15 protein-coding genes are annotated in these 21,798 nt (G+C 71.3%); 9 read left to right on the top strand and 6 right to left on the bottom strand.

From position 1 onward, the window contains the following. Positions 1-17: 17 nt before the first annotated feature. Together TNCT1_RS26090 and TNCT1_RS26085 are read left to right on the top strand one after the other, a co-directional pair. Positions 18-305, top strand: coding sequence for a YggT family protein (locus TNCT1_RS26090; RefSeq protein ID WP_143636437.1), 288 nt, complete (start codon positions 18-20; stop codon positions 303-305). A gap of 55 nt (positions 306-360) precedes the next feature. Then, the gene (locus TNCT1_RS26085; protein ID WP_143636434.1) at positions 361-1,569 is read left to right on the top strand and encodes a DivIVA domain-containing protein; all 1,209 of its coding nucleotides are present in this window, start codon (positions 361-363) and stop codon (positions 1,567-1,569) included. Positions 1,570-1,810: 241 nt separating this feature from the next. On the opposite strand, the gene ileS is transcribed toward TNCT1_RS26085, so the two are convergent. Continuing rightward, entirely contained in the window at positions 1,811-4,954 is a 3,144-nt protein-coding gene (gene ileS / locus TNCT1_RS26080) for an isoleucine--tRNA ligase (protein ID WP_143636431.1), read from the bottom strand. 610 nt (positions 4,955-5,564) lie between these two features. Here ileS and TNCT1_RS36845 point away from each other — a divergent pair. The 5 genes from TNCT1_RS36845 (at position 5,565) to TNCT1_RS26050 (ending at position 11,325) form a co-directional block, all read left to right on the top strand. Next, on the top strand, positions 5,565-7,430 hold the full coding sequence (locus tag TNCT1_RS36845) for a TraR/DksA C4-type zinc finger protein (RefSeq protein ID WP_216856683.1): 1,866 nt from the start codon (positions 5,565-5,567) through the stop codon (positions 7,428-7,430). A 67-nt stretch (positions 7,431-7,497) separates the two neighbouring features. Next, a complete protein-coding gene (lspA, locus tag TNCT1_RS26065; protein WP_143636425.1) occupies positions 7,498-8,133 on the top strand; it encodes a signal peptidase II in 636 nt (211 codons plus the stop codon). A gap of 115 nt (positions 8,134-8,248) precedes the next feature. Further along, positions 8,249-9,193, top strand: coding sequence for an RluA family pseudouridine synthase (locus tag TNCT1_RS26060; protein ID WP_143636423.1), 945 nt, complete (start codon positions 8,249-8,251; stop codon positions 9,191-9,193). Then, entirely contained in the window at positions 9,190-9,657 is a 468-nt protein-coding gene (locus tag TNCT1_RS26055; protein ID WP_143636421.1) for a GNAT family N-acetyltransferase, read from the top strand. The genes TNCT1_RS26060 and TNCT1_RS26055 overlap by 4 nt, the downstream gene beginning before the upstream one ends. 81 nt (positions 9,658-9,738) lie before the next feature. Then, the gene (locus TNCT1_RS26050) at positions 9,739-11,325 is read left to right on the top strand and encodes a Na+/H+ antiporter (protein WP_143636419.1); all 1,587 of its coding nucleotides are present in this window, start codon (positions 9,739-9,741) and stop codon (positions 11,323-11,325) included. Between the two features lie 137 nt (positions 11,326-11,462). Here the strand turns inward: TNCT1_RS26050 and TNCT1_RS26045 are convergent, their stop codons facing one another. After that, on the bottom strand, positions 11,463-12,569 hold the full coding sequence (locus TNCT1_RS26045; protein ID WP_143636416.1) for a mechanosensitive ion channel family protein: 1,107 nt from the start codon (positions 12,567-12,569) through the stop codon (positions 11,463-11,465). A 105-nt stretch (positions 12,570-12,674) separates the two neighbouring features. On the opposite strand from TNCT1_RS26045, the gene TNCT1_RS26040 reads away from it, so the two are divergent. Then, on the top strand, positions 12,675-13,244 hold the full coding sequence (locus tag TNCT1_RS26040; protein WP_143636414.1) for a dienelactone hydrolase family protein: 570 nt from the start codon (positions 12,675-12,677) through the stop codon (positions 13,242-13,244). Positions 13,245-13,262: 18 nt separating this feature from the next. On the opposite strand, the gene TNCT1_RS26035 is transcribed toward TNCT1_RS26040, so the two are convergent. The 4 genes from TNCT1_RS26035 to TNCT1_RS26020 form a co-directional block, all read right to left on the bottom strand. Continuing rightward, entirely contained in the window at positions 13,263-14,933 is a 1,671-nt protein-coding gene (locus tag TNCT1_RS26035; protein ID WP_143636412.1) for an alkaline phosphatase, read from the bottom strand. A 92-nt stretch (positions 14,934-15,025) separates the two neighbouring features. Beyond that, a complete protein-coding gene (locus TNCT1_RS26030; RefSeq protein WP_143636410.1) occupies positions 15,026-15,847 on the bottom strand; it encodes a thioredoxin domain-containing protein in 822 nt (273 codons plus the stop codon). An 80-nt stretch (positions 15,848-15,927) separates the two neighbouring features. Next, positions 15,928-16,623: a hypothetical protein gene (locus tag TNCT1_RS26025; protein WP_143636590.1), complete on the bottom strand. Its 696-nt coding sequence runs from the start codon at positions 16,621-16,623 to the stop codon at positions 15,928-15,930. A 66-nt stretch (positions 16,624-16,689) separates the two neighbouring features. Continuing rightward, a complete protein-coding gene (locus tag TNCT1_RS26020; RefSeq protein ID WP_143636408.1) occupies positions 16,690-18,015 on the bottom strand; it encodes a DUF2252 domain-containing protein in 1,326 nt (441 codons plus the stop codon). Positions 18,016-18,240: 225 nt separating this feature from the next. On the opposite strand from TNCT1_RS26020, the gene dnaE reads away from it, so the two are divergent. Then, positions 18,241-21,780 (top strand): DNA polymerase III subunit alpha, encoded by a 3,540-nt coding sequence (gene dnaE / locus TNCT1_RS26015; RefSeq protein WP_143636406.1) that lies wholly within the window; start codon positions 18,241-18,243, stop codon positions 21,778-21,780. Positions 21,781-21,798: the final 18 nt, after the last annotated feature.

Genomic DNA, 21,798 nt, shown 5'->3' with positions numbered 1-21,798 from the left:
AGAGGGAAAGCCAGGCCATGAGCGTGTTCGCGCAGGTGATCTACATCGCGCTGATGGTGTTTCTCGTCGTGCTGATCTTCCGGCTGGTCATGGACTACGTCTTCCAGTTCGCCCGCTCATGGCAACCCGGCAAGGCGATGGTGGTCGTCCTGGAGGCCACCTACACTGTCACCGATCCACCGCTGAAGCTTCTGCGGCGGTTCATCCCGCCGCTGCGTCTCGGGGGCGTGGCGCTCGACCTGTCCTTCTTCGTGCTGATGATCATTGTCTGGATCCTCATCTCCGTCGCACAGAGATTTGTGTGATGAGGATGGACGATACGGTCTTGCCGACTGCCGATGACTACGTTGAGGTGAAGAGATGCCGTTGACCCCCGAGGACGTGCGGAACAAGCAGTTCACGACCGTCCGCCTCCGAGAAGGCTATGACGAGGACGAGGTCGATGCCTTCCTCGATGAGGTCGAAGCCGAACTGACGCGTCTACTCCGCGAGAACGAGGACCTGCGCGCCAAACTGGCCGCGGCCACGCGCGCCGCGGCCCAGAACCAGCAGAACATGCGCAAGCCCCCGGAGCAGGACCAGCAGCAGGGCGGCATGCCTCAGCAGGGCGGTATGCCCCAGCAGGGTGGAATGCCCCAGCAAGGCGGCATGCCCCAGCAGGGGATGCGAGGTCCCGGCGCACCGGTGCCCGCCGGCATATCGGGCCCGCCGCAGCAGCAGATGGGTGGCCCCATGGGTGGTCCGCCCCAGCTGCCGAGCGGTGCCCCGCAGCTGCCTGCCGGCCCCAGCGGCCAGGGTGGCCCGCAGGGTCCCGGCCCGATGGGCCAGGGTCCGATGGGCCAGGGTCCGATGGGCCAGGGTCCGATGGGGCAGGGCCCGATGGGCGGTCAGCCGCCCATGCAGCAGCAGATGGGCGGTCCGATGGGCGGCCCCATGGGCGGTCCGATGGGCGGCCCCGGTCAGGGCCCCGGTGGCGACAGCGCCGCCCGAGTCCTCTCGCTGGCCCAGCAGACCGCCGACCAGGCGATCGCCGAGGCCCGTTCCGAGGCCAACAAGATCGTCGGCGAGGCCCGCAGCCGCGCCGAGGGTCTGGAGCGTGACGCCCGTGCCAAGGCCGACGCCCTGGAGCGGGACGCGCAGGAGAAGCACCGCGTCGCGATGGGCTCCCTGGAGTCCGCCCGCGCCACGCTGGAGCGCAAGGTCGAGGACCTGCGCGGCTTCGAGCGCGAGTACCGCACGCGTCTGAAGTCGTACCTCGAGTCCCAGCTGCGTCAGCTGGAGACCCAGGCCGACGACTCCCTGGCGCCGCCGCGTACTCCGGCCACCGCGTCCCTCCCGCCGTCCCCGGCGCCCTCCATGGCTCCGGCCGGCGCGAGCGCCCCGTCCTACGGCGGCAACCAGGGCATGGGCGGTCCGTCCGGACCGTCCGCCCCGTCCTACGGCGGCCAGCAGCAGATGACGCCCGCGATGACCCAGCCCATGGCTCCGGTCCGCCCGCAGGGTCCGTCCCCGATGGGCCAGGCGCCCTCGCCGATGCGCGGGTTCCTGATCGACGAGGACGACAACTGACGGGCCGCGGCCAGTAGTACGACAACGGCGTCGGCAGCGTTCAGGGGCGGGCCCCCGGACTTCGGTCCGGGGGCCCGCCCTTTTTACGCGTGTTGACGCCCCCTGAGCGCCTGCGTCCCGAACGCCCGTACTTCGTCGGAACGCCTGCCCGTCGTCCTGCCCGCCGCTCCGTCCCGTACGCCCGTGACGCCGAAGGCCCGGCCCCCGCAGCGGGGACCGGGCCTTCGGGTTCGTTCGGCGCTTACGCCTTGCGGAGCCGGAACGTGAGGGACAGGCCCTCGTCCGTGAACGGCTCGCCGTACCCGGCGTCGGCCTCGCCCTGGGCGAAGTCGGTCGCCAGGACCTCCTCGGCGATCAGGCCGGCGTGCTCCGAGAGAGCCGCTACGACCGCCGGGTCCGTGGAGGTCCAGCGCAGCGCGATGCGGTCGGCGACGTCCAGGCCGCTGTTCTTGCGGGCCTCCTGGATCAGCCGGATCGCGTCACGGGCCAGGCCCGCCTGGCGCAGCTCCTCCGTGATCTCCAGGTCCAGCGCCACCGTGGCGCCGGAGTCGGAGGCCACCGACCAGCCCTCGCGCGGGGTCTCCGTGATGATCACCTCGTCGGGGGCGAGGGTGACCGTCTCCCCGTCGACCTCCACCGAGGCCGTGCCCGCGCGCAGGGCGAGGGACAGCGCGGCCGCGTCCGCGTTCGCGATCGCCTTGGCGACGTCCTGCACCCGCTTGCCGAACCGCTTGCCCAGGGCGCGGAAGTTGGCCTTGGCCGTGGTGTCGACCAGCGAGCCGCCGACCTCGGAGAGGGAGGCCAGCGCGGAGACGTTCAGCTCCTCCGTGATCTGGGCGTGCAGCTCCCGGTCCAGGGACTCGAAGCCGGAGGCGGCGATCAGGGCCCGGGACAGCGGCTGACGGGTCTTGACGCCGGACTCCGCGCGCGTGGCGCGGCCCAGCTCCACCAGGCGGCGGACCAGGACCATCTGCCTGGACAGCTCCGGGTCGATCGCCGACAGGTCCGCCTCGGGCCAGGTCGCCAGGTGGACCGACTCGGGGGCGTTCGGGCTCACCGGCACGACCAGGTCCTGCCACACCCGCTCGGTGATGAACGGGGTGATCGGCGCCATCAGCCTGGTGACCGTCTCCAGCACCTCGTGCAGCGTGCGCAGCGCGGCCTTGTCGCCCTGCCAGAAGCGGCGGCGCGAACGGCGGACGTACCAGTTCGACAGGTCGTCGACGAACGCGGACAGCAGCTTGCCGGCCCGCTGGGTGTCGTAACCCTCGAGGGACTGCGTCACCTGGTCGGTGAGCGCGTGCAGTTCGGACAGCAGCCAGCGGTCCAGCAGCGGCCGCTCGGCCGGAGCCGGGTCGGCGGCGGACGGCGCCCAGTCGGACGTGCGGGCGTACAGGGCCTGGAAGGCGACCGTGTTCCAGTACGTCAGCAGCGTCTTGCGCACGACCTCCTGGATGGTGTTGTGGCCGACTCGGCGGGCCGCCCACGGGGAGCCGCCGGCCGCCATGAACCAGCGCACCGCGTCGGCGCCGTGCTGGTCCATCAGCGGGATCGGCTGCAGGATGTTGCCCAGGTGCTTGGACATCTTGCGGCCGTCCTCGGCGAGGATGTGGCCGAGGCAGACCACGTTCTCGTACGACGACTTGTCGAACACCAGCGTGCCGACGGCCATCAGCGTGTAGAACCAGCCGCGGGTCTGGTCGATGGCCTCGCAGATGAACTGCGCCGGGTAGCGGGCCTCGAACAGCTCCTTGTTCTTGTACGGGTAGCCCCACTGCGCGAACGGCATGGAACCCGAGTCGTACCAGGCGTCGATGACCTCGGGCACGCGCGTGGCCGTCCGGCCGCAGTCCTCGTGGCGGCAGGCGAAGGTGACCTCGTCGATGTACGGCCGGTGCGGGTCCAGGTTCGACTGGTCGGCGCCGGTCAGCTCGGACAGCTCCGCGCGCGAGCCGACGCAGGTGAGGTGGCCCTCCTCGCAGCGCCAGATGGGCAGCGGGGTGCCCCAGTAGCGGTTGCGGGACAGCGCCCAGTCGATGTTGTTGTTCAGCCAGTCGCCGTACCGGCCGTGCTTGACCGTGTCCGGGAACCAGTTCGTCTTCTCGTTCTCCTGGAGCAGACGGTCCTTGATCGCGGTGGTGCGGATGTACCAGGACGGCTGCGCGTAGTACAGCAGCGCGGTGTGGCAGCGCCAGCAGTGCGGGTAGCTGTGCTCGTAGGGCAGATGCCGGAAGAGCAGGCCGCGCTGCTGGAGGTCCTCGGTGAGCTTCTCGTCGGCCTTCTTGAAGAAGACGCCTCCGACGAGCGGGACGTCCTCCTCGAAGGTGCCGTCCGGGCGGACCGGGTTGACCACGGGCAGGCCGTAGGAGCGGCAGACCTTGAGGTCGTCCTCACCGAACGCGGGGGACTGGTGGACCAGGCCCGTACCGTCCTCGGTGGTCACGTACTCGGCGTTCACCACGTAGTGCGCCGGCTCCGGGAACTCGACGAGCTCGAAGGGGCGCCGGTACGTCCAGCGCTCCATCTCGGCGCCGGTGAAGGTCCGGCCGGTGGTCTCCCAGCCCTCGCCGAGCGCCTTGGCGACGAGCGGCTCGGCGACGACGATCTTCTCCTGGCCGTCGGTGGCGACGACGTAGGTGACCTCGGGGTGCGCGGCGACCGCGGTGTTGGACACCAGGGTCCAGGGGGTCGTCGTCCACACCAGGAGCGCGGCCTCGCCGGCCAGCGGGCCGGAGGTGAGCGGGAAGCGGACGTACACGGACGGGTCCACGACCGTCTCGTAGCCCTGCGCCAGCTCGTGGTCGGACAGGCCGGTGCCGCAGCGCGGGCACCAGGGGGCGACCCGGTGGTCCTGGACCAGCAGGCCCTTGCCGAAGATCTCCTTCAGCGACCACCAGACGGACTCGATGTACTCGGGGTCCATCGTCCGGTACGGGTCCTGGAGGTCGGCCCAGTAGCCCATGCGGGTGGTGAGCTCTTCGAAGGCGTCCGTGTGGCGGGTCACCGACTCGCGGCACTTGGCGTTGAACTCGGCGATGCCGTACGCCTCGATGTCCTGCTTGCCGGAGAAGCCGAGCTCCTTCTCGACCGCCAGCTCCACCGGGAGCCCGTGGCAGTCCCAGCCGGCCTTGCGGGCCACGTGGTAGCCGCGCATCGTGCGGAAGCGCGGGAAGACGTCCTTGAAGACGCGCGCTTCGATGTGGTGGGCGCCGGGCATGCCGTTCGCGGTGGGCGGGCCCTCGTAGAACACCCACTCGGGGCGTCCCTCGGACTGTTCCAGGCTCTTGGCGAAGATCTTCTGCTCACGCCAGAAGTCGAGCACGGCGTGCTCAAGCGCGGGCAGGTCGACCTGGGCGGGCACCTGGCGGTACGTCGGCGCTGTCATCTGCGAGCATCCTCCAACGGACTTGCTGCCTTCCGTCGGAGGGACGAGAGCTCTTTCCTGTCCACGCCGTGCGGCGCGCTCCCGCGGTACCACCCTCCTTGGCCCCCGCCGCGCCGTACGCGCCGGTGAGCCCCCTCATTGGGGTCGCGAAGCCGGTTCTACTCGCGGTGGCGGCTGCCACTGCTTTCTTCCGGCGGCTCCGGGGTGATCTTCACGTCGCGCTCGCCCCCGGGCTCACACCGTCCCCGGGTCGCTCTGCGCTGCGTACGCCGCTACTCGTCCCCATCCACGCTTCTCGCTGCGCCCAGTGTACGGCGCGGAGCCGACAGCGGCCGACCGCATTTCCCGCGCGCGTGGGCGGGCGGGGCGGGCGGGGGCCGCAGGCCGGGCGGATGACCCGAATGGCGAGGGGGCGGGCGTTCGCGCCGCGGGCGCGCTTCCCCACGCGGATTACCCGGCGGGGAGCTGGGCACAACGGTTGCAGGTCCGCTGCTCGGGGGATGCGGGCGGGCGAATCGGGCGGTGTGCCCCGTTGCCGCGGGACTCAAGTCGATTTATCGTCCCAGCACGATTCGCGTGCAAGATCACAATATGTGAAGGGGCCGCGGCCATGGTGGCGAAGAAGACCGCCGTACAGCAGCCGGCGTCCGGCCGCTCCAGCGGCGCGGCCGAGGGAGCCGCCGGCCGGAACCACACGCGCGCGGACGCCGCCCCGGCCGGCCGGGCGAAGCCGGTGAGATCCGCCCGGGCGCCGGCAGCCGGAGCGAAGGAGCACGCCGCGGCGGCGACGGCCGGCACCGGCAAGCGCGCTTCTGCGGCGACGCCCCGGACGCCCGCCGCCACGGAGCCGGCACGAGGCCCGGCGGCGGCCGGCGGCGGCCCGAAGCGGGGCGCGTCCGGTGCGAAGCGTGCGCCGGCCGGGAAGACGGTGTCCGGCAAAGCGTCGGCCGGGAAGGCCGGGGAGCGGGCGCCGGCCGGGAAAGCGGCCGAGCGGACGTCGGGCGGGACGGCGGCCGCGGCGAACGCGGTCGCCCAGGGCACGCGCGCCGCGGGCGGCGTCCCGACAGCGGCGGCGAAGGAAACGACGGCGAAGCCGGAGGCAGCCTCCGCCGAAGGCGCCGGCACGAAGCCCGCTGGTGCTGCCGCGGCCGGCCGGAAGGCCGCCGCGCACACCACGGACGCGCGGGACACAGGCCTGGACGAGACTCATGTGCGGAGCGCCGGCGCGGACAGGGCCGGTGCGAAGAGGACCGCTGGCGCTGACAGGGCCGGTGCGAAGAAGACCGCCGGCCGCAAGCCGGTCGCGGAGCGGCAGCCCGCCGGGCCGGCGGCGGCCAGGGCGGCCGCCGGGGAGCCACCCGCCAAGCGGAAGGGCCGGAGGCCGACGGCGGTCGGTGAGGCGGCCGCCGAGCAGGTGGCCGGTGGGGGCACGGCCGGGCGGGACACGACCGGTACGCAGACGCCCTCGAAGGACGAGGAGGCCGGGGCGACGGCGCCGAAGGGCACGGCTCACCAGGACGTGGCCGGCGAGCGGACCGTCCGCAAGCGCGCGGCCGGTGAGCGGCCGGCGCGGGACACGGCTCCGAACGACGCGGTCGGCGGGGAGGCGCGCGCGAAGGGCAGTGCCTCCGGGAAGACGGTTGCCAGGAAGGTGGTCGGGAAAGGATCTGCCGTCGAGAGCACGGCCGAGGAGGAAGCGGCCGGGAAGAAGGGCACGGCAGAGAGGAAGGGCACGGCCGAGGAGAAGGGCCCGGCCGGGAAGGGCACGGCCGGGAGGAAGGGAACGGCCGGGAAGGCCACGGCAGGGAAGGGAGCGGTGGCCGGTAAGGCGGGAGCCGGGAAAGCGGCCGCTAACGCGGTGGCCGCCGGAGAGGCGGGCGGGGAAGAGGCCGTCACCGAGCGGGCGGCCACCGAGGCCGACGCCCCTGAGGCGGTCGGCAAGAGCACGTCCAAGAAGGCGGGCGCGGCGCGGGCCGCGAAGCAGACGGGAGCCACGACAGTGGTTGCGAAGAAGACTCCTGGCACGGCCACGGCGAAGCAGACCGCCGTTCCCAAGGCGCGGCTCGCCGCGGCGGACCCCGGCGACCTCGCGGTACGCCCCGGCGAGGACCCCTGGACCCCGGAGGAGGTCGCCGAGGCCCGAGCCGAGCTGACGTCGGAGGTGGACCGGCTGCGCACCGAGATCAGCACGTCGGAGAACGCCCTCGTAGGCCTGATGCGCGACTCCGGCGACGGCGCCGGCGACGACCAGGCCGACACCGGCACCAAGAACATCACGCGCGAGCACGAGATGGCGCTGGCCGCCAACGCGCGCGAGATGCTGACCCAGAACGAGCACGCCCTGGAACGGCTCGACGCCGGCACCTACGGCCTGTGCGAGAACTGCGGCGATCCCATCGGCAAGGCCCGCATGCAGGCGTTCCCGAGGGCCACCCTGTGCGTGGAGTGCAAGCAGAAGCAGGAACGCCGCTCCTGAGCACCGGGACCGGCCGGGGCGTGCCGTACTCTCGTCCTCAGTCAGGCACCTAGGTTGAGGGACTCACGTGGCAGAGGCGGAGCGCATCATCGGTACGCCGGACACCCCGGACGACAGCGGCGAGCGGCCGGCGGCGGCCGAGGCACCCGCCGGATCCGGCGCGTCCGGCACGCCCGGGACCGGCGAGCGGACGGCGCCGGCGGAGCAGCGGGGCGGCCGCGGCCGCCGGATCGCCGTGCTGTTCGCGGTGGCCGTGTTCGCGTACGCCCTCGACCTGGTCAGCAAGATGCTGGTGGTGGCGAAGCTGGAGCACCACGCGCCGATCCAGGTGATCGGGGACCTGCTGGAGCTGCACGCCATCCGCAACCCCGGTGCCGCCTTCGGCTTCGGGGCCGCCTTCACGATCATCTTCACGCTGATCGCGGCCGCCGTGATCGTGGTGATCGTCCGCCTCGCCCGCAAGCTCTACAGCCTGCCCTGGGCGATCGCGCTTGGCCTGCTGCTCGGCGGTGCGCTCGGCAACCTCACCGACCGCGTCTTCCGGGCGCCCGGCGTCTTCCAGGGCGAGGTGGTGGACTTCATCGCCCCGAAGGGCTTCGCGGTGTTCAACCTGGCCGACTCCGCGATCGTGTGCGGCGGCATCCTGATCGTGCTGCTGTCGTTCCGCGGCCTGGACCCGGACGGCACCGTCCACAAGGACTGAGGCCGGCCCCGAGGCCAGGACCGAGACCCGCCCCGAGGCCCGGGACCGGCCCCGGGCGGGGCCGTCGTCCACAGGCTCGTTCGGGGTCGCGCGAGCCGTCCGGCATACTCGACGGGTGAGCACGATTCCCGAGATCCGTACCCTGCCCGTGCCCGACGGCCTGGAGGGCGAGCGCGTCGACGCCGCCATCTCCCGCATGTTCGGCTTCTCCCGTACGAAGGCGGCGGAACTCGCCGCGGCAGGCAAGGTGCAGGTCGACGGCGCGGTGGTCGGCAAGTCCGAGCGGGTGCGCGGCGGCGCCTGGCTCGAGGTCGAGATGCCGCAGGCGCCCGCTCCGGTCCAGGTGGTCGCCGAGCCGGTCGAGAGCATGGAGATCGTGCACGACGACGACGACGTGGTCGTGATCGTCAAGCCGGTCGGCGTCGCCGCGCACCCCTCGCCGGGCTGGAGCGGCCCGACCGTCATCGGCGGTCTCGCCGCCGCCGGCTACCGGATCTCCACCTCCGGCGCCGCCGAGCGCCAGGGCATCGTGCACCGGCTGGACGTGGGCACGTCCGGCCTGATGGTGGTCGCGAAGTCCGAGTACGCGTACACGTCGCTCAAGCGCCAGTTCAAGGAGCGCACGGTCGACAAGCGCTACCACACCCTCGTCCAGGGCCACCCGGACCCGACCAGCGGCACGATCGACGCCCCGGTCGGCCGCCACCCCAACCACGACTACAAGTGGGCGGTGACGGCGGACGGCAAGCCCTCCGTCACCCACTACGACCTCATCGAGGCCTTCCGCGCCGCCTCCCTGCTCGACGTGAAGCTGGAGACCGGCCGCACCCACCAGATCCGCGTCCACATGTCCGCCCACCGCCACCCCTGCGTCGGCGACCTGACCTACGGCGCCGACCCGACCCTCGCCAAGCGGCTCCGCCTGACCCGCCAGTGGCTGCACGCCGTGCGGCTCGGCTTCGAGCACCCCGGCGACGGCCAGTGGGTGGAGTTCGGCTGCGACTACCCCGAGGACCTCCAGCACGCCCTCGACCAGGTCCGCGAGGAGACGTACGCGTGAGCGCGCCGTACACCGTCCGCGTCGCCGAGGACCCCGCCGACCGCGAGGCCTGCTTCGCGGTGCGCAAGGAGGTGTTCGTCGTCGAGCAGGGCGTTGCGCAGGACATCGAGTACGACGCCTACGACGCCGTCGCCGTCCATGTCCTCGCGGTCCGCGAGGACGGCGTGCCGCTCGGCACCGGACGCCTGCTGTACGGCGACGCCGCCGCCGCGAAGACCGGCGGGGACGCCTCGGTGGGCTCCCTCGGCCGGCTCGCCGTCGCCTGTCAGGCGCGCGGGCTCGGCGTCGGCGCGGCCCTGGTGCGGGCCGTCGAGGAGGCGGCGCGCGCGCGTGGCCTGGCCGCCGTGGACCTGCACGCCCAGACCCACGCCCTGGGTTTCTACGAGCGCCTCGGGTACGAGGCGTACGGCCCGGAGTTCCCGGACGCGGGGATCGCGCACCGGGCCATGCGGCGCGTCCTGTAGACCGCCGGAACGGCCCGCGCGCACGACGCCGTGGCAGGCTGGAGGCCTGTCGTGTGATCGTCGAGTCCCGGAGCGCTGGCCGTGGATCAGTTGGCCCTGTTGTTCGTGGTGCTGCTCGGGGCTCTGGTGAGCGTTCCCGTGGGAGAGCGGTTCGGGGTGCCCGCGCCGGTGCTGATGACCTTGCTCGGCGGCGCCCTGGCGGTGGCCGACTTCGTGCCCAACGTGGAGTTCCCGCCCGAGCTGATCCTGCCCGCGCTGCTGCCGCCGCTGCTCTACGCCGCCGTACGCCGCACCTCCTGGCGGCAGTTCGCCGCGAACAAACGGCCGATCTTCCTGCTGGCCGTCGCCCTGGTGTTCGTGACGACGCTGTGCGTGGCCGCCGTCGCCCACGCCATCGTGCCCGGACTGCCCGTCGCCGCCGCCGTGGTGCTGGGCGCGCTGATCGCCCCGCCGGACCCGGTCGCTGCCACCGCCGTCGCCGGACAGCTCGGACTGCCCCGCCGGCTGGTGTCGATCCTGGAGGGCGAGGGGCTCTTCAACGACGTGACGGCCATCGTGCTCTACCACGTGGCCGTCGCGGCCGCCGTGAGCGGGGAGTTCTCCGCGGTGGACGCCGGGCTCGACCTGGTGCTGTCCGCCGTGGTCGCGGTCGCCGTCGGGCTGGCGCTGGGCTGGGGCGCGAACAAGCTGATGGGCCTGCTCGGCGACGCCACACTGCAGATCGGGCTGACCCTGCTGGTGCCCTACGCCTCCTACGTGCTCGCCGAGGAGCTGCACGGTTCCGGCGTGCTCGCGGTGCTCACCACCGCGCTCTTCCTCTCCGAGTACGCCACCGACGCCGACGACGTGATGACCCGGCTGGCCGGGCACACCTTCTGGGACATCGTCGACACGCTGGTCACCGGCGTCGCCTTCGGCCTGATCGGGCTAGAGCTGCACAACGCCATCCGTACGGCCTCCGGGCGCTGGGGCGAACTGCTCGGCTGGGCGGCGGCGATCGCGGGCGTGGTGGTAGTCGTGCGGCTGCTGTGGCTGCTGCCCGCCACCTGGCTCACCAAGCGGCTGCACGCCCGGCGGGACATCGAGGAGGAGATCCCGGTGAGCTGGCGGGAGACCGTCGTGATGTGGTGGTCCGGGATGCGCGGGGTGGCCTCGGTGGCGCTGGTGCTGGCCATCCCGCTGGAGACCGACGCGGGCACGCCGTTCCCCGACCGGGACGAGATCGTGTTCATCGCCTTCGGGGTGATCATCGTCACCCTGGTGCTGCAGGGCCTGACGCTGCCCTGGCTGGTGCGGCGGCTGCGGGTGAAGGCGGACGCTGAGCGGGAGAAGGAGTTCGAGAAGGAGCTCGCGGTGCGGGCCGCCAAGGCGGCCAAACGCAGGCTCCGGGAGATCGAGCAGGTCGAGGAGCTGCCCGAGGAACTGTCGGAGCAGATGCTGCGGCGGGCCTTCGACATCGGGATCCGGATCAGCCCGGACATGGGGGAGGAGGAACGCCGGGAGGCGCAGCACCAGCGGGCCCGGCGGCTGAAGCGGGTGCGGCGGATCCAGGGCGAGATGCTGAGCGCGGCGCGGCACGAGGTGCTGGCGGCGCGCAGCGAGCCGGGCGCGGATCCGGAGATCGTGGACCGGGTGCTGAGGCACCTCGACGTGCGCAGCCTGCGCTGACACCGGCCGCAGCGGCCCGGACCGGTGTGAGGTCGGCCCGGACCGGCGCGGGGCCGGCCTGGACCGGTATGAGGCCGGCCCGGGCCGGTGTGAGATCGGTCCGGACCGGCGCGGGGCCGGCCCGGGCCGGTGTGAGGTCAGCCCCGGCCGGTGCGCGGGAACTCGTAGGCCTTGCGCAGCGTCGCCCGGTCCGGCGACGGCACGCGGTTCGGCGCGAGGACCGCGTCCGAGGTGTTGACCCGGGGGAGCGCGTAGGGGTGCTCCGCGGAGAGCCAGGTGATCATCTGCTCGCGCACGGCGACCCGCACCGTCCAGATGTCGTCCGCGTCCTTGGCGGTCACCAGCGCGCGCACCTGGATGGTGTTCGGCGTGGTGTCGGTCACCACCAGGTTGTAGGCGCGGCCGTCCCAGGCCGGGCACTGGCGCAGGATGTCGCGGAGCTTCTCGCGCATCGCCTCGATGGGCGCGCTGTGGTCGAGGTGCCAGTAGACGATGCCCGTCATCTGCGGGGTGCCCCGCGACCAGTTCTCGAACGGGTTGGAGGTGAAGTACGACACCGGCATCGTGATCCGCCGCTCGTCCCAGGTCCGAACCGTGAGGAAGGTCAGGGTGATCTCCTCGACCGTGCCCCACTCGTCGTTGACGACCACCGTGTCGCCGATCCGCACCATGTCACCGAAGGCGATCTGCAGCCCCGCGAACATGTTGGACAGGGTCGACTGGGCGGCGACACCGGCGACGATGCCGAGGATGCCGGCGGAGGCCAGCAGCGAGGCGCCGGCCGCGCGCATCGCCGGGAAGGTCAGCAGCATCGAGGCGGCGGCCACGACGATGACGATCGCCGAGACCACCCGCATGATCAGCTCCACCTGGGTGCGCACCCGGCGCACCCGGGCCGCGTCCCGGTGAACGCGTGCGTAGCGGCTGTACGAGGTCTCGACGATCGCCGCCGCTATCCGGATCACCAGCCAGGCCGCGGAGCCGATGAGGACCAGCGTCAGCGTGCGGCCGATGCCGGCATGGTGCTGGTCCAGCAGCTTCGCCTGGTCGTAGGAGCCTCTGAGCATGGCGGCGCAGAGGACCAGCTGGTAGGGGATGCGGCCGCGCCGCAGCAGCCCCCACAGCGGGGTGTCGGAGTTGCGGGCGTCGGCCTTGCCCAGCAGCCGGTCGGTGGCCCAGCCGATGGCCAGGGTCAGCACGACGGCGCTGCCGATCACGATCAGGGGGCGGAGTACGTTCTCCATGCATGCGCTCCTAACCGGAGGTCGGCAGGCATGAACATGTGAGTTCGGCGCGGATCCGGGTAGGGCGGTCCCGGCCCCCTCCGGCGCTGCTGGCACCATGGCCTCATGAACATCATGCTCTTTCACTCCACCTACGGGCTCAGGCCGGCGGTGCGCGAGGCCGCGGACCGGCTGCGCGCGGCGGGCCACGAGGTGTGGACGCCGGACCTCTTCGAGGGACGCACGTTCGGGACGGTCGAGGAGGGCATGGAGTTCAAGGAGCGGATCGGCAAGGACGAACTGCTGAAGCGGGCCGTGCTGGCGGCCGCGCCGTACTCCGAGCGCGGTCTCGTGTACGCGGGCTTCTCGTTCGGCGCGTCCGTCGCGCAGACCCTGGCCCTCGGCGACGAGCGGGCCCGTGGCCTGCTGCTCCTGCACGGCACGTCGGACATCGCGCCGAACGCGCAGGTGGACGAGTTGCCGGTGCAGCTCCACGTGGCCGAGCCGGACCCGTTCGAGACGGACGACTGGCTGACCGCCTGGTACCTGCAGATGGGGCGGGCGGGCGCGGACGTGGAGGTCTACCGGTACGCCGGGGCCGGTCACGTCTACACCGACCCCGGTCTGCCGGACTACGACGAGGAGGCCGCCGAGGCCACCTGGCGGGTGGCGCTCGGCTTCCTCGACAGTCTGTAGCCGGGCCCGCCCGGGCGGCTACACGGGGTCGTAGGTGCGCTCGACCCTCTGCGTGCCGCTGCGGGTGCGGTACGAGCGCACCCACGCCGAGGTCGCGTTCGCGTCGGTGCGGTCGGACAGCACGTAGTAGTCCATCTGCGCACGGTCGGCGGTGATGTCCAGCACGCCGTAGCCGTGCCGGTCGGTGTCCACCCAGTGGACGTGCCGGTTGGCCGCCTTGATGACCGGCGAGGCGACCGCCGAGACGGTGCCCTCGGGCACCTTCACGATGTCGTCGAGGTTGTCGGAGGTGACCGACGTGACCACGAACTCGGTGGCCGCGGACGCCGACAGCGGGTAGGTGCCCGCGTCCACCGGCACGTCGTTGGCCCACGCCATGTGGATGTCACCGGTCAGGAAGACGGTGTTGCCGATGGCGTTCGAGCGTAGGTGGGCGAGGAGTTCGCGCCGGTCGTCGGTGTAGCCGTCCCACTGGTCGGTGTTGACGGCGATGCCCTCCTGCGGCAGGCCCAGCAGCTTGGCGAGCGGCTTGAGCAGGTCGGCGGAGAGCGAGCCGACGGCGAACGGCGAGATCATCACGGAGTTGCCGACCAGCCGCCACCTGGTGTCGGAGGCCTTCAGGCCGGCCTTGAGCCAGTCGAGCTGCGCGCGGCCGGTGAGCGTACGGTCCGGGTCGTCCACCGAACCGCTGGCCGTGGAGGCCTGCTGGGAGCGGAAGGAGCGCAGGTCCAGCAGGGAGAGGTCGGCGAGCTTGCCGAAGCGCAGCCGCCGGTAGGTGGTGCCGGCGATGGCGGGGCGTACCGGCATCCACTCGAAGTAGGCCTGCTTGGCGGCGGCCTGACGGGCCGACCAGGTGCCCTCGGCGCCCTCGGTGTGGTTCACCGCGCCGCCGGACCAGGCGTTGTCGGCGAACTCGTGGTCGTCCCAGATCGCGACGACCGGCGCCTTCAGGTGCAGGGCCTGCAGGTCGGGGTCGGTCTTGTACTTGGCGTGCCGGGTGCGGTAGTCGGCGAGGGTGAGGATCTCGTTGGCCGGCGCGTGCGGCCGCACGACGGTGCCCCGGGCCGCGTACTCGCCGGACTTGTACTCGTAGATGTAGTCGCCGAGGTGCAGCCAGGCGTCCAGGTCGTTCCGGGCCGCGAGGTGGCGGTAGGCGGCGAAGTAGCCCGCCTCCCAGTTGGCGCAGGACACCACGCCGAAGCGCAGGGAGGACACCGCCGCGTCCGCCGCCGGCGCGGTGCGGGTGCGCGCCACCGGGGAGTCCGTGCCGCCGGCCGTGAAGCGGAACCAGTAGTCGGTGGCCGGGGCCAGGCCGCGGATGTCGGCCTTGACGGTGTGGTCGCTCCCGGCCCGGGCGGTGGTCGAGCCCTTGGCGACGACGTCGGTGAACGCCTTGTCGCGGGCGACGACCCAGCCGACCTCGGTGTCCGGGCCCACTCCGGAGCCGGGTATCGCCTCGGGCACCGGCGTCACCCGGGTCCACAGCAGGACGCCGTCGGGCAGCGGGTCACCGGAGGCGACGCCGTGCAGGAAGGCGGGCGCCTGGTCGGCCGCGCGCGCGGGAAGGGCGGCGGCGAGCGGGCCGGCCAGCACAGCCGTCGCCGCCGCGGCCTTGACGACCGTACGGCGGCGGGGCGAGAAGGAGGCGAGGCCTTGGTGTGCCTCGGATGATCTGTATCGACTGGTCACGACCGATCAGGTTACTGATCGGTATGCGCGGGAGCGGGCGAACTCCGAAAGTTCGCCCGCTCTTCACGCGGTACTCGTCACCTGACGGCGCCTCAGCCCTTGAGGGCCGCGTCCAGCACCCGGTTGTAGTCGGCCACCGTCATGGGCGGGTTGCCCTGGTTGTCGGCGGTGAGCTTCTTGCCGTCCATCACGAAGCTCGGCGTGCCGGACACGCCGTCCTTGTTGTCGTCGAAGGCCTTGGACATCGCCATCGCCCAGGCGTCGTACGTGCCCTTCTTGACCGCGTCCTGGAACTTGGCGTTGTTCTTGAGCGCGGGCACGGTGTCGGCGACCTTGATGAGGTAGTCGTCGCTCTTGAACTTGTCCGTCTGCTCGTCCGGGTGGAACTTGGCCGAGTAGAGCGCGCCCTTGTACTCGAGGAACGCCTCCGGGCTGACGTTGAGCGCGGCGCCGAGCGCGCTCAGCGCGTTCTTGGAGCCCACGCCGTTGTCGTGGTCGTCGATGAACGTCGCGCCCACGAACTGGATCTTGTACTTGCCGCCGTCGATGTCCTTCTTCACCGTCGAGCCGACCGTCTGCTCGAACTGGGCGCACACCGGGCAGCGCGGGTCCTCGTAGACCTTCAGGGTCTTCTTGGCGGTGTCCTTGCCGAGGATGACCGTGGTGCCCTTGGCGCCCGTGGTGTTGGCTGGGGCGGTGACGCTGGAGGCGTCCTTCAGCCCGTCCCAGTAGCCGGGCTTGTTGGCCTGGACGACGGCGTAGCCGATGCCGCCCGCCGCGGCCAGCACGGCCACGACCGAGCCGGCCACGATGACCTGCCGCCTGGCCTTGTCGCGCTTGGCCTGGCGCTCGCGCTCCTGGCGCAGCCGCTCCCGGGCCGCCGTCTTCGCCGCCTGGCTGTTCCGCTTGCTCATAGTGATGATCTCCATATGGGACGCGCACATGTCGTACGCGGGATACGTGTGGGGGACTGGTCGTGCCCAGCGGTCGCCGCTCAGACGAGGGCGAGGGCGCGGGAGCGCGGCGGTCCACGCCGTCCCAGGGAGTGCACGAAGAGCCGGTCGCGGGCCACGGCCGGCCACGGAGCCGGGCGGTGCGGCCGGCGGACCGGCAGCGGCCGCACGGTGCCCGCCGCCGCCGCCGCGAGCAGCAGCGGGCGGAAGGTGGTGGCGGTGACCGCGCCCAGCAACTGGGCCAGGGCCCGCTCGCCCCGGCGCAGCCAGGCGGCGGCCAGCAGCCCCACGCCGAGGTGCGCGGCGAGCAGCAGCCAGGCGGCGGCCGGCCCGGCGTCCGCGAGCGGGACCCCGGGGCCGCGGCCGGGCGCGCCGGTCACCTGCGCCAGCGGCGTGCCCACGCTGCCGCCCCGGCACAGCACGTCGAGGCCGAACGCATGCAGGGGACCCGTGACCGGGCCGCCCGCCCTGCCGTAGCAGGACTGCTGGCCGGTGGTGAACACCGTGTCGGCGGTCAGCTCCAGCGGGATCAGCAGGGCCGCGATCCGGCCGAAGCCGCGCTCGCGGCCCGCCAGCGCGTACGCGGTGCCGAACACCGCGGCGGCGACCGCGGCCACGGTCGCCGCCGGCAGCGGGGCCCTGGACAGCAGAACGTGCGACGCGGTGCTGAGCGTCACGACCACTGCCGTGAACAGCGCCGCGCGTACGGCTCTGAGCTGGGTCCCGGAGATGTCCATGGTGAATGCAGAGTCTGTCACGTGCGCCGGTAAGGGACTCCTAAAGGATGCCTGTGAGTCCCGGGGTCACAGCCCCGGGATGCGGCCGTTGCGGAACAGGTCGAGGAAGATCTGGTGGTCGGCACGCGCGCGTGCGCCGTAGTCGTGCGCGAAGTCCACCAGCAGCGGCGCGAAGCCCTCCTCGTCCGCCGCGATGGCCGCGTCGATGGCCCGCTCGGTGGAGAAGGGCACCAGCGACTCGCCGGAGGTGTCGTCCGCCGCCGCGTGCATGGTGGCCGTGGCCCGGCCGAGGTCGGCGACGACCGCCGCGATCTCCTCCGGGTCGTCGATGTCGTCCCAGTCCAGGTCGACCGCGTACGGCGAGACCTCGGCGACGAGCTGCCCCGCGCCGTCCAGTTCGGTCCAGCCCAGCCACGGGTCCGCGTGCGCCTGCAGGGCGCGCTGGGAGATCACCGTGCGGTGGCCCTCGTGCTGGAAGTACTCCGCGATGGCGGCGTCCGTGATGTGCCGGGAGACGGCCGGGGTCTGGGCCTGCTTGATGTAGATCACGACATCGTTCTCCAGGGCGTCGCTGTGCCCCTCCAGCAGGATGTTGTACGACGGCAGCCCCGCCGAGCCGATGCCGATGCCCCGGCGGCCCACGACGTCCTTCACCCGGTAGGAGTCCGGGCGGGCCAGCGAGGTCTCCGGAAGCGTCTCCAGGTAGCCGTCGAAGGCGGCCAGCACCTTGTAGCGGGTGGCGGCGTCCAGCTCGACGGAGCCGCCGCCCGGTGCGAACCGGCGCTCGAAGTCCCGGATCTCCGTCATCGACTCCAGCAGCCCGAAGCGGGTGAGCGAGCGGGCGTCACGCAGCGCGTCCAGCAGCGGACCCTGCGCGGTGTCCAGCGTGAACGGCGGCACCTCGTCGCTCTTGGCGCCCGTGGCCAGGGCGTGGATGCGCTCCCGGTAGGCCTCGGCGTAGATCGTCACCAGCTCGGTGATCTGCTCGTCGCTGAGCGCCTTCGCGTACCCGACGAGCGCGACGGAGGCGGAGAAGCGCTTCACGTCCCAGGTGAACGGGCCGACGTAGGCCTCGTCGAAGTCGTTGACGTTGAAGACCAGGCGCCCGTTGGAGTCCATGTAGGTGCCGAAGTTCTCCGCGTGCAGATCGCCGTGGATCCACACCCGCGAGGTGCGGTCGTCCAGGTAGGGGCCGCCCCGCTTCTCGGCGTCGAGGTCGTGGTAGAAGAGGCACGCCGTGCCCCGGTAGAACGCGAAGGCCGAGGCCGCCATCTTCCGGAACTTCACGCGGAACGCGGCCGGGTCGGCGGCCAGGAGCCGGCCGAAGGCGGTGTCGAAGACGGCGAGGATCTCCTCGCCGCGCTGCTCGTCGTTGAGCTCGGGGACCGGCATCGCGGAGTGCCTCCTGGTGCGGGACGGGTGGTGCGTGAACGTACGTACGGGGGAACGACAGCGTCTCCGCCGTCTCCAACGGGCGACGCCGCGCGGGAGTGCCCGGTTCCCGGACGAAGGTACGTGGGGATGCCCCGCGTGTGTCAGTGCCCGGGCATAGACTTCGACGCTGACCCCCAGACTGTCCGCCAGCCCGTCGCCGAAGTTTCCGTTGGAGGCCATACCGTGTCAAAGCCGCCCTTCACGCACCTGCACGTCCACACCCAGTACTCGCTGCTGGACGGTGCCGCGCGGCTCAAGGACATGTTCAACGCCTGCAACGAGATGGGCATGACGCACATCGCCATGTCCGACCACGGCAACCTGCACGGGGCGTACGACTTCTTCCACTCCGCGAAGAAGGCCGGAATCACCCCGATCATCGGTATCGAGGCGTATGTCGCGCCCGAGTCCCGGCGCAACAAGCGCAAGATCCAGTGGGGCCAGCCGCACCAGAAGCGGGACGACGTCTCCGGTTCCGGCGGTTACACCCACAAGACGATGTGGGCCGTGAACAGCAAGGGTCTGCACAACATCTTCCGGCTCTCCTCCGACGCCTACGCCGAGGGCTGGCTGCAGAAGTGGCCCCGGATGGACAAGGAGACCATCGCCAAGTGGTCCGAGGGCATCGTCGCCTCCACCGGCTGCCCCTCCGGCGAGGTGCAGACCCGGCTGCGCCTCGGCCACTTCGACGAGGCCCTCAAGGCCGCCGCCGACTACCAGGACATCTTCGGCAAGGACCGGTACTTCCTGGAGCTGATGGACCACGGCATCGAGATCGAGCGCCGGGTCCGCGACGGCCTGCTGGAGATCGGCAAGAAGCTCGGCATCCCCCCGCTGGTCACCAACGACTCGCACTACACCTACGCCCACGAGGCGGGCGCGCACGACGCGCTGCTGTGCATCCAGACCGGCAAGAACCTCTCCGACCCGGACCGCTTCAAGTTCGACGGCACCGGCTACTACCTGAAGTCCACTGACGAGATGTACGCCATCGACTCCTCGGACGCCTGGCAGGAGGGCTGCGCCAACACGCTCCTCGTCGCCGAGATGGTCGACACCACCGGCATGTTCGAGAAGCGCGACCTCATGCCGAAGTTCGACATCCCCGAGGGCTACACCGAGGTCACCTGGTTCAAGGAGGAGGTGCGCCGCGGCATGGAGCGCCGCTTCCCCGGCGGCATCCCCGAGGACCGCCAGAAGCAGGCCGACTACGAGATGGACGTCATCATCTCGATGGGCTTCCCCGGCTACTTCCTCGTCGTCGCCGACTTCATCATGTGGGCCAAGAACAACGGCATCGCCGTCGGCCCCGGCCGCGGCTCCGCGGCCGGCTCGATCGTCGCCTACGCGATGGGCATCACCGACCTCGACCCGATCCCGCACGGCCTGATCTTCGAGCGGTTCCTCAACCCCGAGCGCATCTCCATGCCCGACGTCGACATCGACTTCGACGAGCGCAGGCGCGTCGAGGTGATCAGGTACGTGACCGAGAAGTACGGCGCCGACAAGGTCGCCATGATCGGCACCTACGGCACCATCAAGGCCAAGAACGCGATCAAGGACTCCGCGCGCGTGCTGGGCTACCCGTACGCGATGGGCGACCGCATCACCAAGGCCATGCCCGCCGACGTCCTCGGCAAGGGCATCCCGCTCTCCGGCATCACCGACCCGCAGCACCCGCGCTACTCGGAGGCCGGCGAGGTCCGCGGGATGTACGAGAACGAGCCGGACGTGAAGAAGGTCATCGACACCGCGCGCGGTGTGGAGGGCCTGGTCCGGCAGATGGGCGTGCACGCCGCCGGCGTGATCATGTCCAGCGAGACCATCACCGAGCACGTCCCGGTCTGGGTCAGGCACACCGACGGCGTGACCATCACGCAGTGGGACTACCCGAGCTGTGAGTCGCTCGGCCTGCTGAAGATGGACTTCCTGGGCCTGCGCAACCTGACGATCATGGACGACGCGGTCAAGATGGTGAAGGCCAACAAGGGCCTCGACATCGACCTGCTCTCCCTGCCGCTCGACGACCCCACGACCTTCGACCTGCTCCAGCGCGGCGACACCCTCGGTGTCTTCCAGTTCGACGGCGGCCCGATGCGCTCGCTGCTCCGGCTGATGAAGCCCGACAACTTCGAGGACATCTCCGCCGTGTCGGCCCTGTACCGGCCGGGCCCGATGGGCATGAACTCGCACACGAACTACGCCCTGCGCAAGAACAAGCAGCAGGAGATCACCCCGATCCACAAGGAGCTGGAGGAGCCCCTCGAGGAGGTCCTGGCCGTCACCTACGGCCTGATCGTCTACCAGGAGCAGGTGCAGAAGGCCGCCCAGATCATCGCGGGCTACTCGCTCGGCGAGGCCGACATCCTGCGCCGCGTCATGGGCAAGAAGAAGCCCGACGAACTGGCCAAGAACTTCACGATCTTCCAGGCCGGCGCCCGCAAGAACGGCTACAGCGACGAGGCCATCCAGGCCCTGTGGGACGTGCTGGTCCCGTTCGCCGGCTACGCCTTCAACAAGGCCCACTCGGCCGCGTACGGACTGGTCTCGTACTGGACCGCCTACCTCAAGGCGAACTACCCGGCCGAGTACATGGCCGCGCTGCTGACCTCCGTCAAGGACGACAAGGACAAGTCGGCGATCTACCTCAACGAGTGCCGCCGCATGGGCATCAAGGTGCTCCCGCCGAACGTCAACGAGTCCGAGTCGAACTTCGCCGCCCAGGGCGACGACGTGATCCTCTTCGGCCTCTCCGCCGTCCGCAACGTCGGCACCAACGTCGTCGAGTCGATCATCAAGTGCCGCAAGGCCAAGGGGAAGTACGCCTCCTTCCCCGACTACCTCGACAAGGTCGACGCCGTGGTCTGCAACAAGCGCACCACGGAGTCGCTGATCAAGGCGGGCGCCTTCGACGAGATGGGGCACACCCGCAAGGGACTCACCGCGCAGTACGAGCCGATGATCGACAACGTGGTCGCGGTCAAGCGCAAGGAGGCCGAGGGCCAGTTCGACCTCTTCGGCGGCATGGGCGACGAGACCAGCAGCGAGCCCGGCTTCGGACTCGACGTGCAGTTCGCCGAGGACGAGTGGGACAAGACCTATCTGCTCGCCCAGGAGCGGGAGATGCTCGGTCTGTACGTCTCCGACCACCCGCTCTTCGGCCTGGAGCACGTGCTCTCCGACAAGGCCGACGCGGGCATCTCCCAGCTCACCGGCGGTGAGCACGCCGACGGCGCGGTCGTCACCATCGGCGGCATCATCTCGGGCCTGCAGCGCAAGATGACCAAGCAGGGCAACGCCTGGGCGATCGCCACGGTGGAGGACCTGGCGGGCTCCATCGAGTGCATGTTCTTCCCGGCCACCTACCAGCTGGTCTCGACGCAACTGGTCGAGGACGCCGTGGTGTTCGTCAAGGGCCGCCTCGACAAGCGCGAGGACGTGCCCCGGCTCGTCGCCATGGAGCTGATGATCCCGGACCTGTCCAACGCGGGCGCCAACGCGCCGGTGGTCCTCACCATCCCGGCCACCAGGGTCACCCCGCCGATGGTCAGCCGGCTCGGCGAGATCCTCAGCCACCACAAGGGCGACAGCGAGGTGAGGATCAAGCTCCAGGGTCCGCGCAAGACCACCGTGCTGCGCCTGGACCGGCACCGGGTCAAGCCCGACCCGGCGCTCTTCGGCGATCTGAAGGTGCTGCTCGGACCGTCCTGCCTGGCCGGCTGAGCCACCGCGGCGGGCAGC

It is taken from the genome of Streptomyces sp. 1-11 (genome assembly GCF_007176755.1).
GTDB lineage: Bacteria > Actinomycetota > Actinomycetes > Streptomycetales > Streptomycetaceae > Streptomyces.
This window is presented reverse-complemented; position numbering and strand designations above follow the sequence as displayed.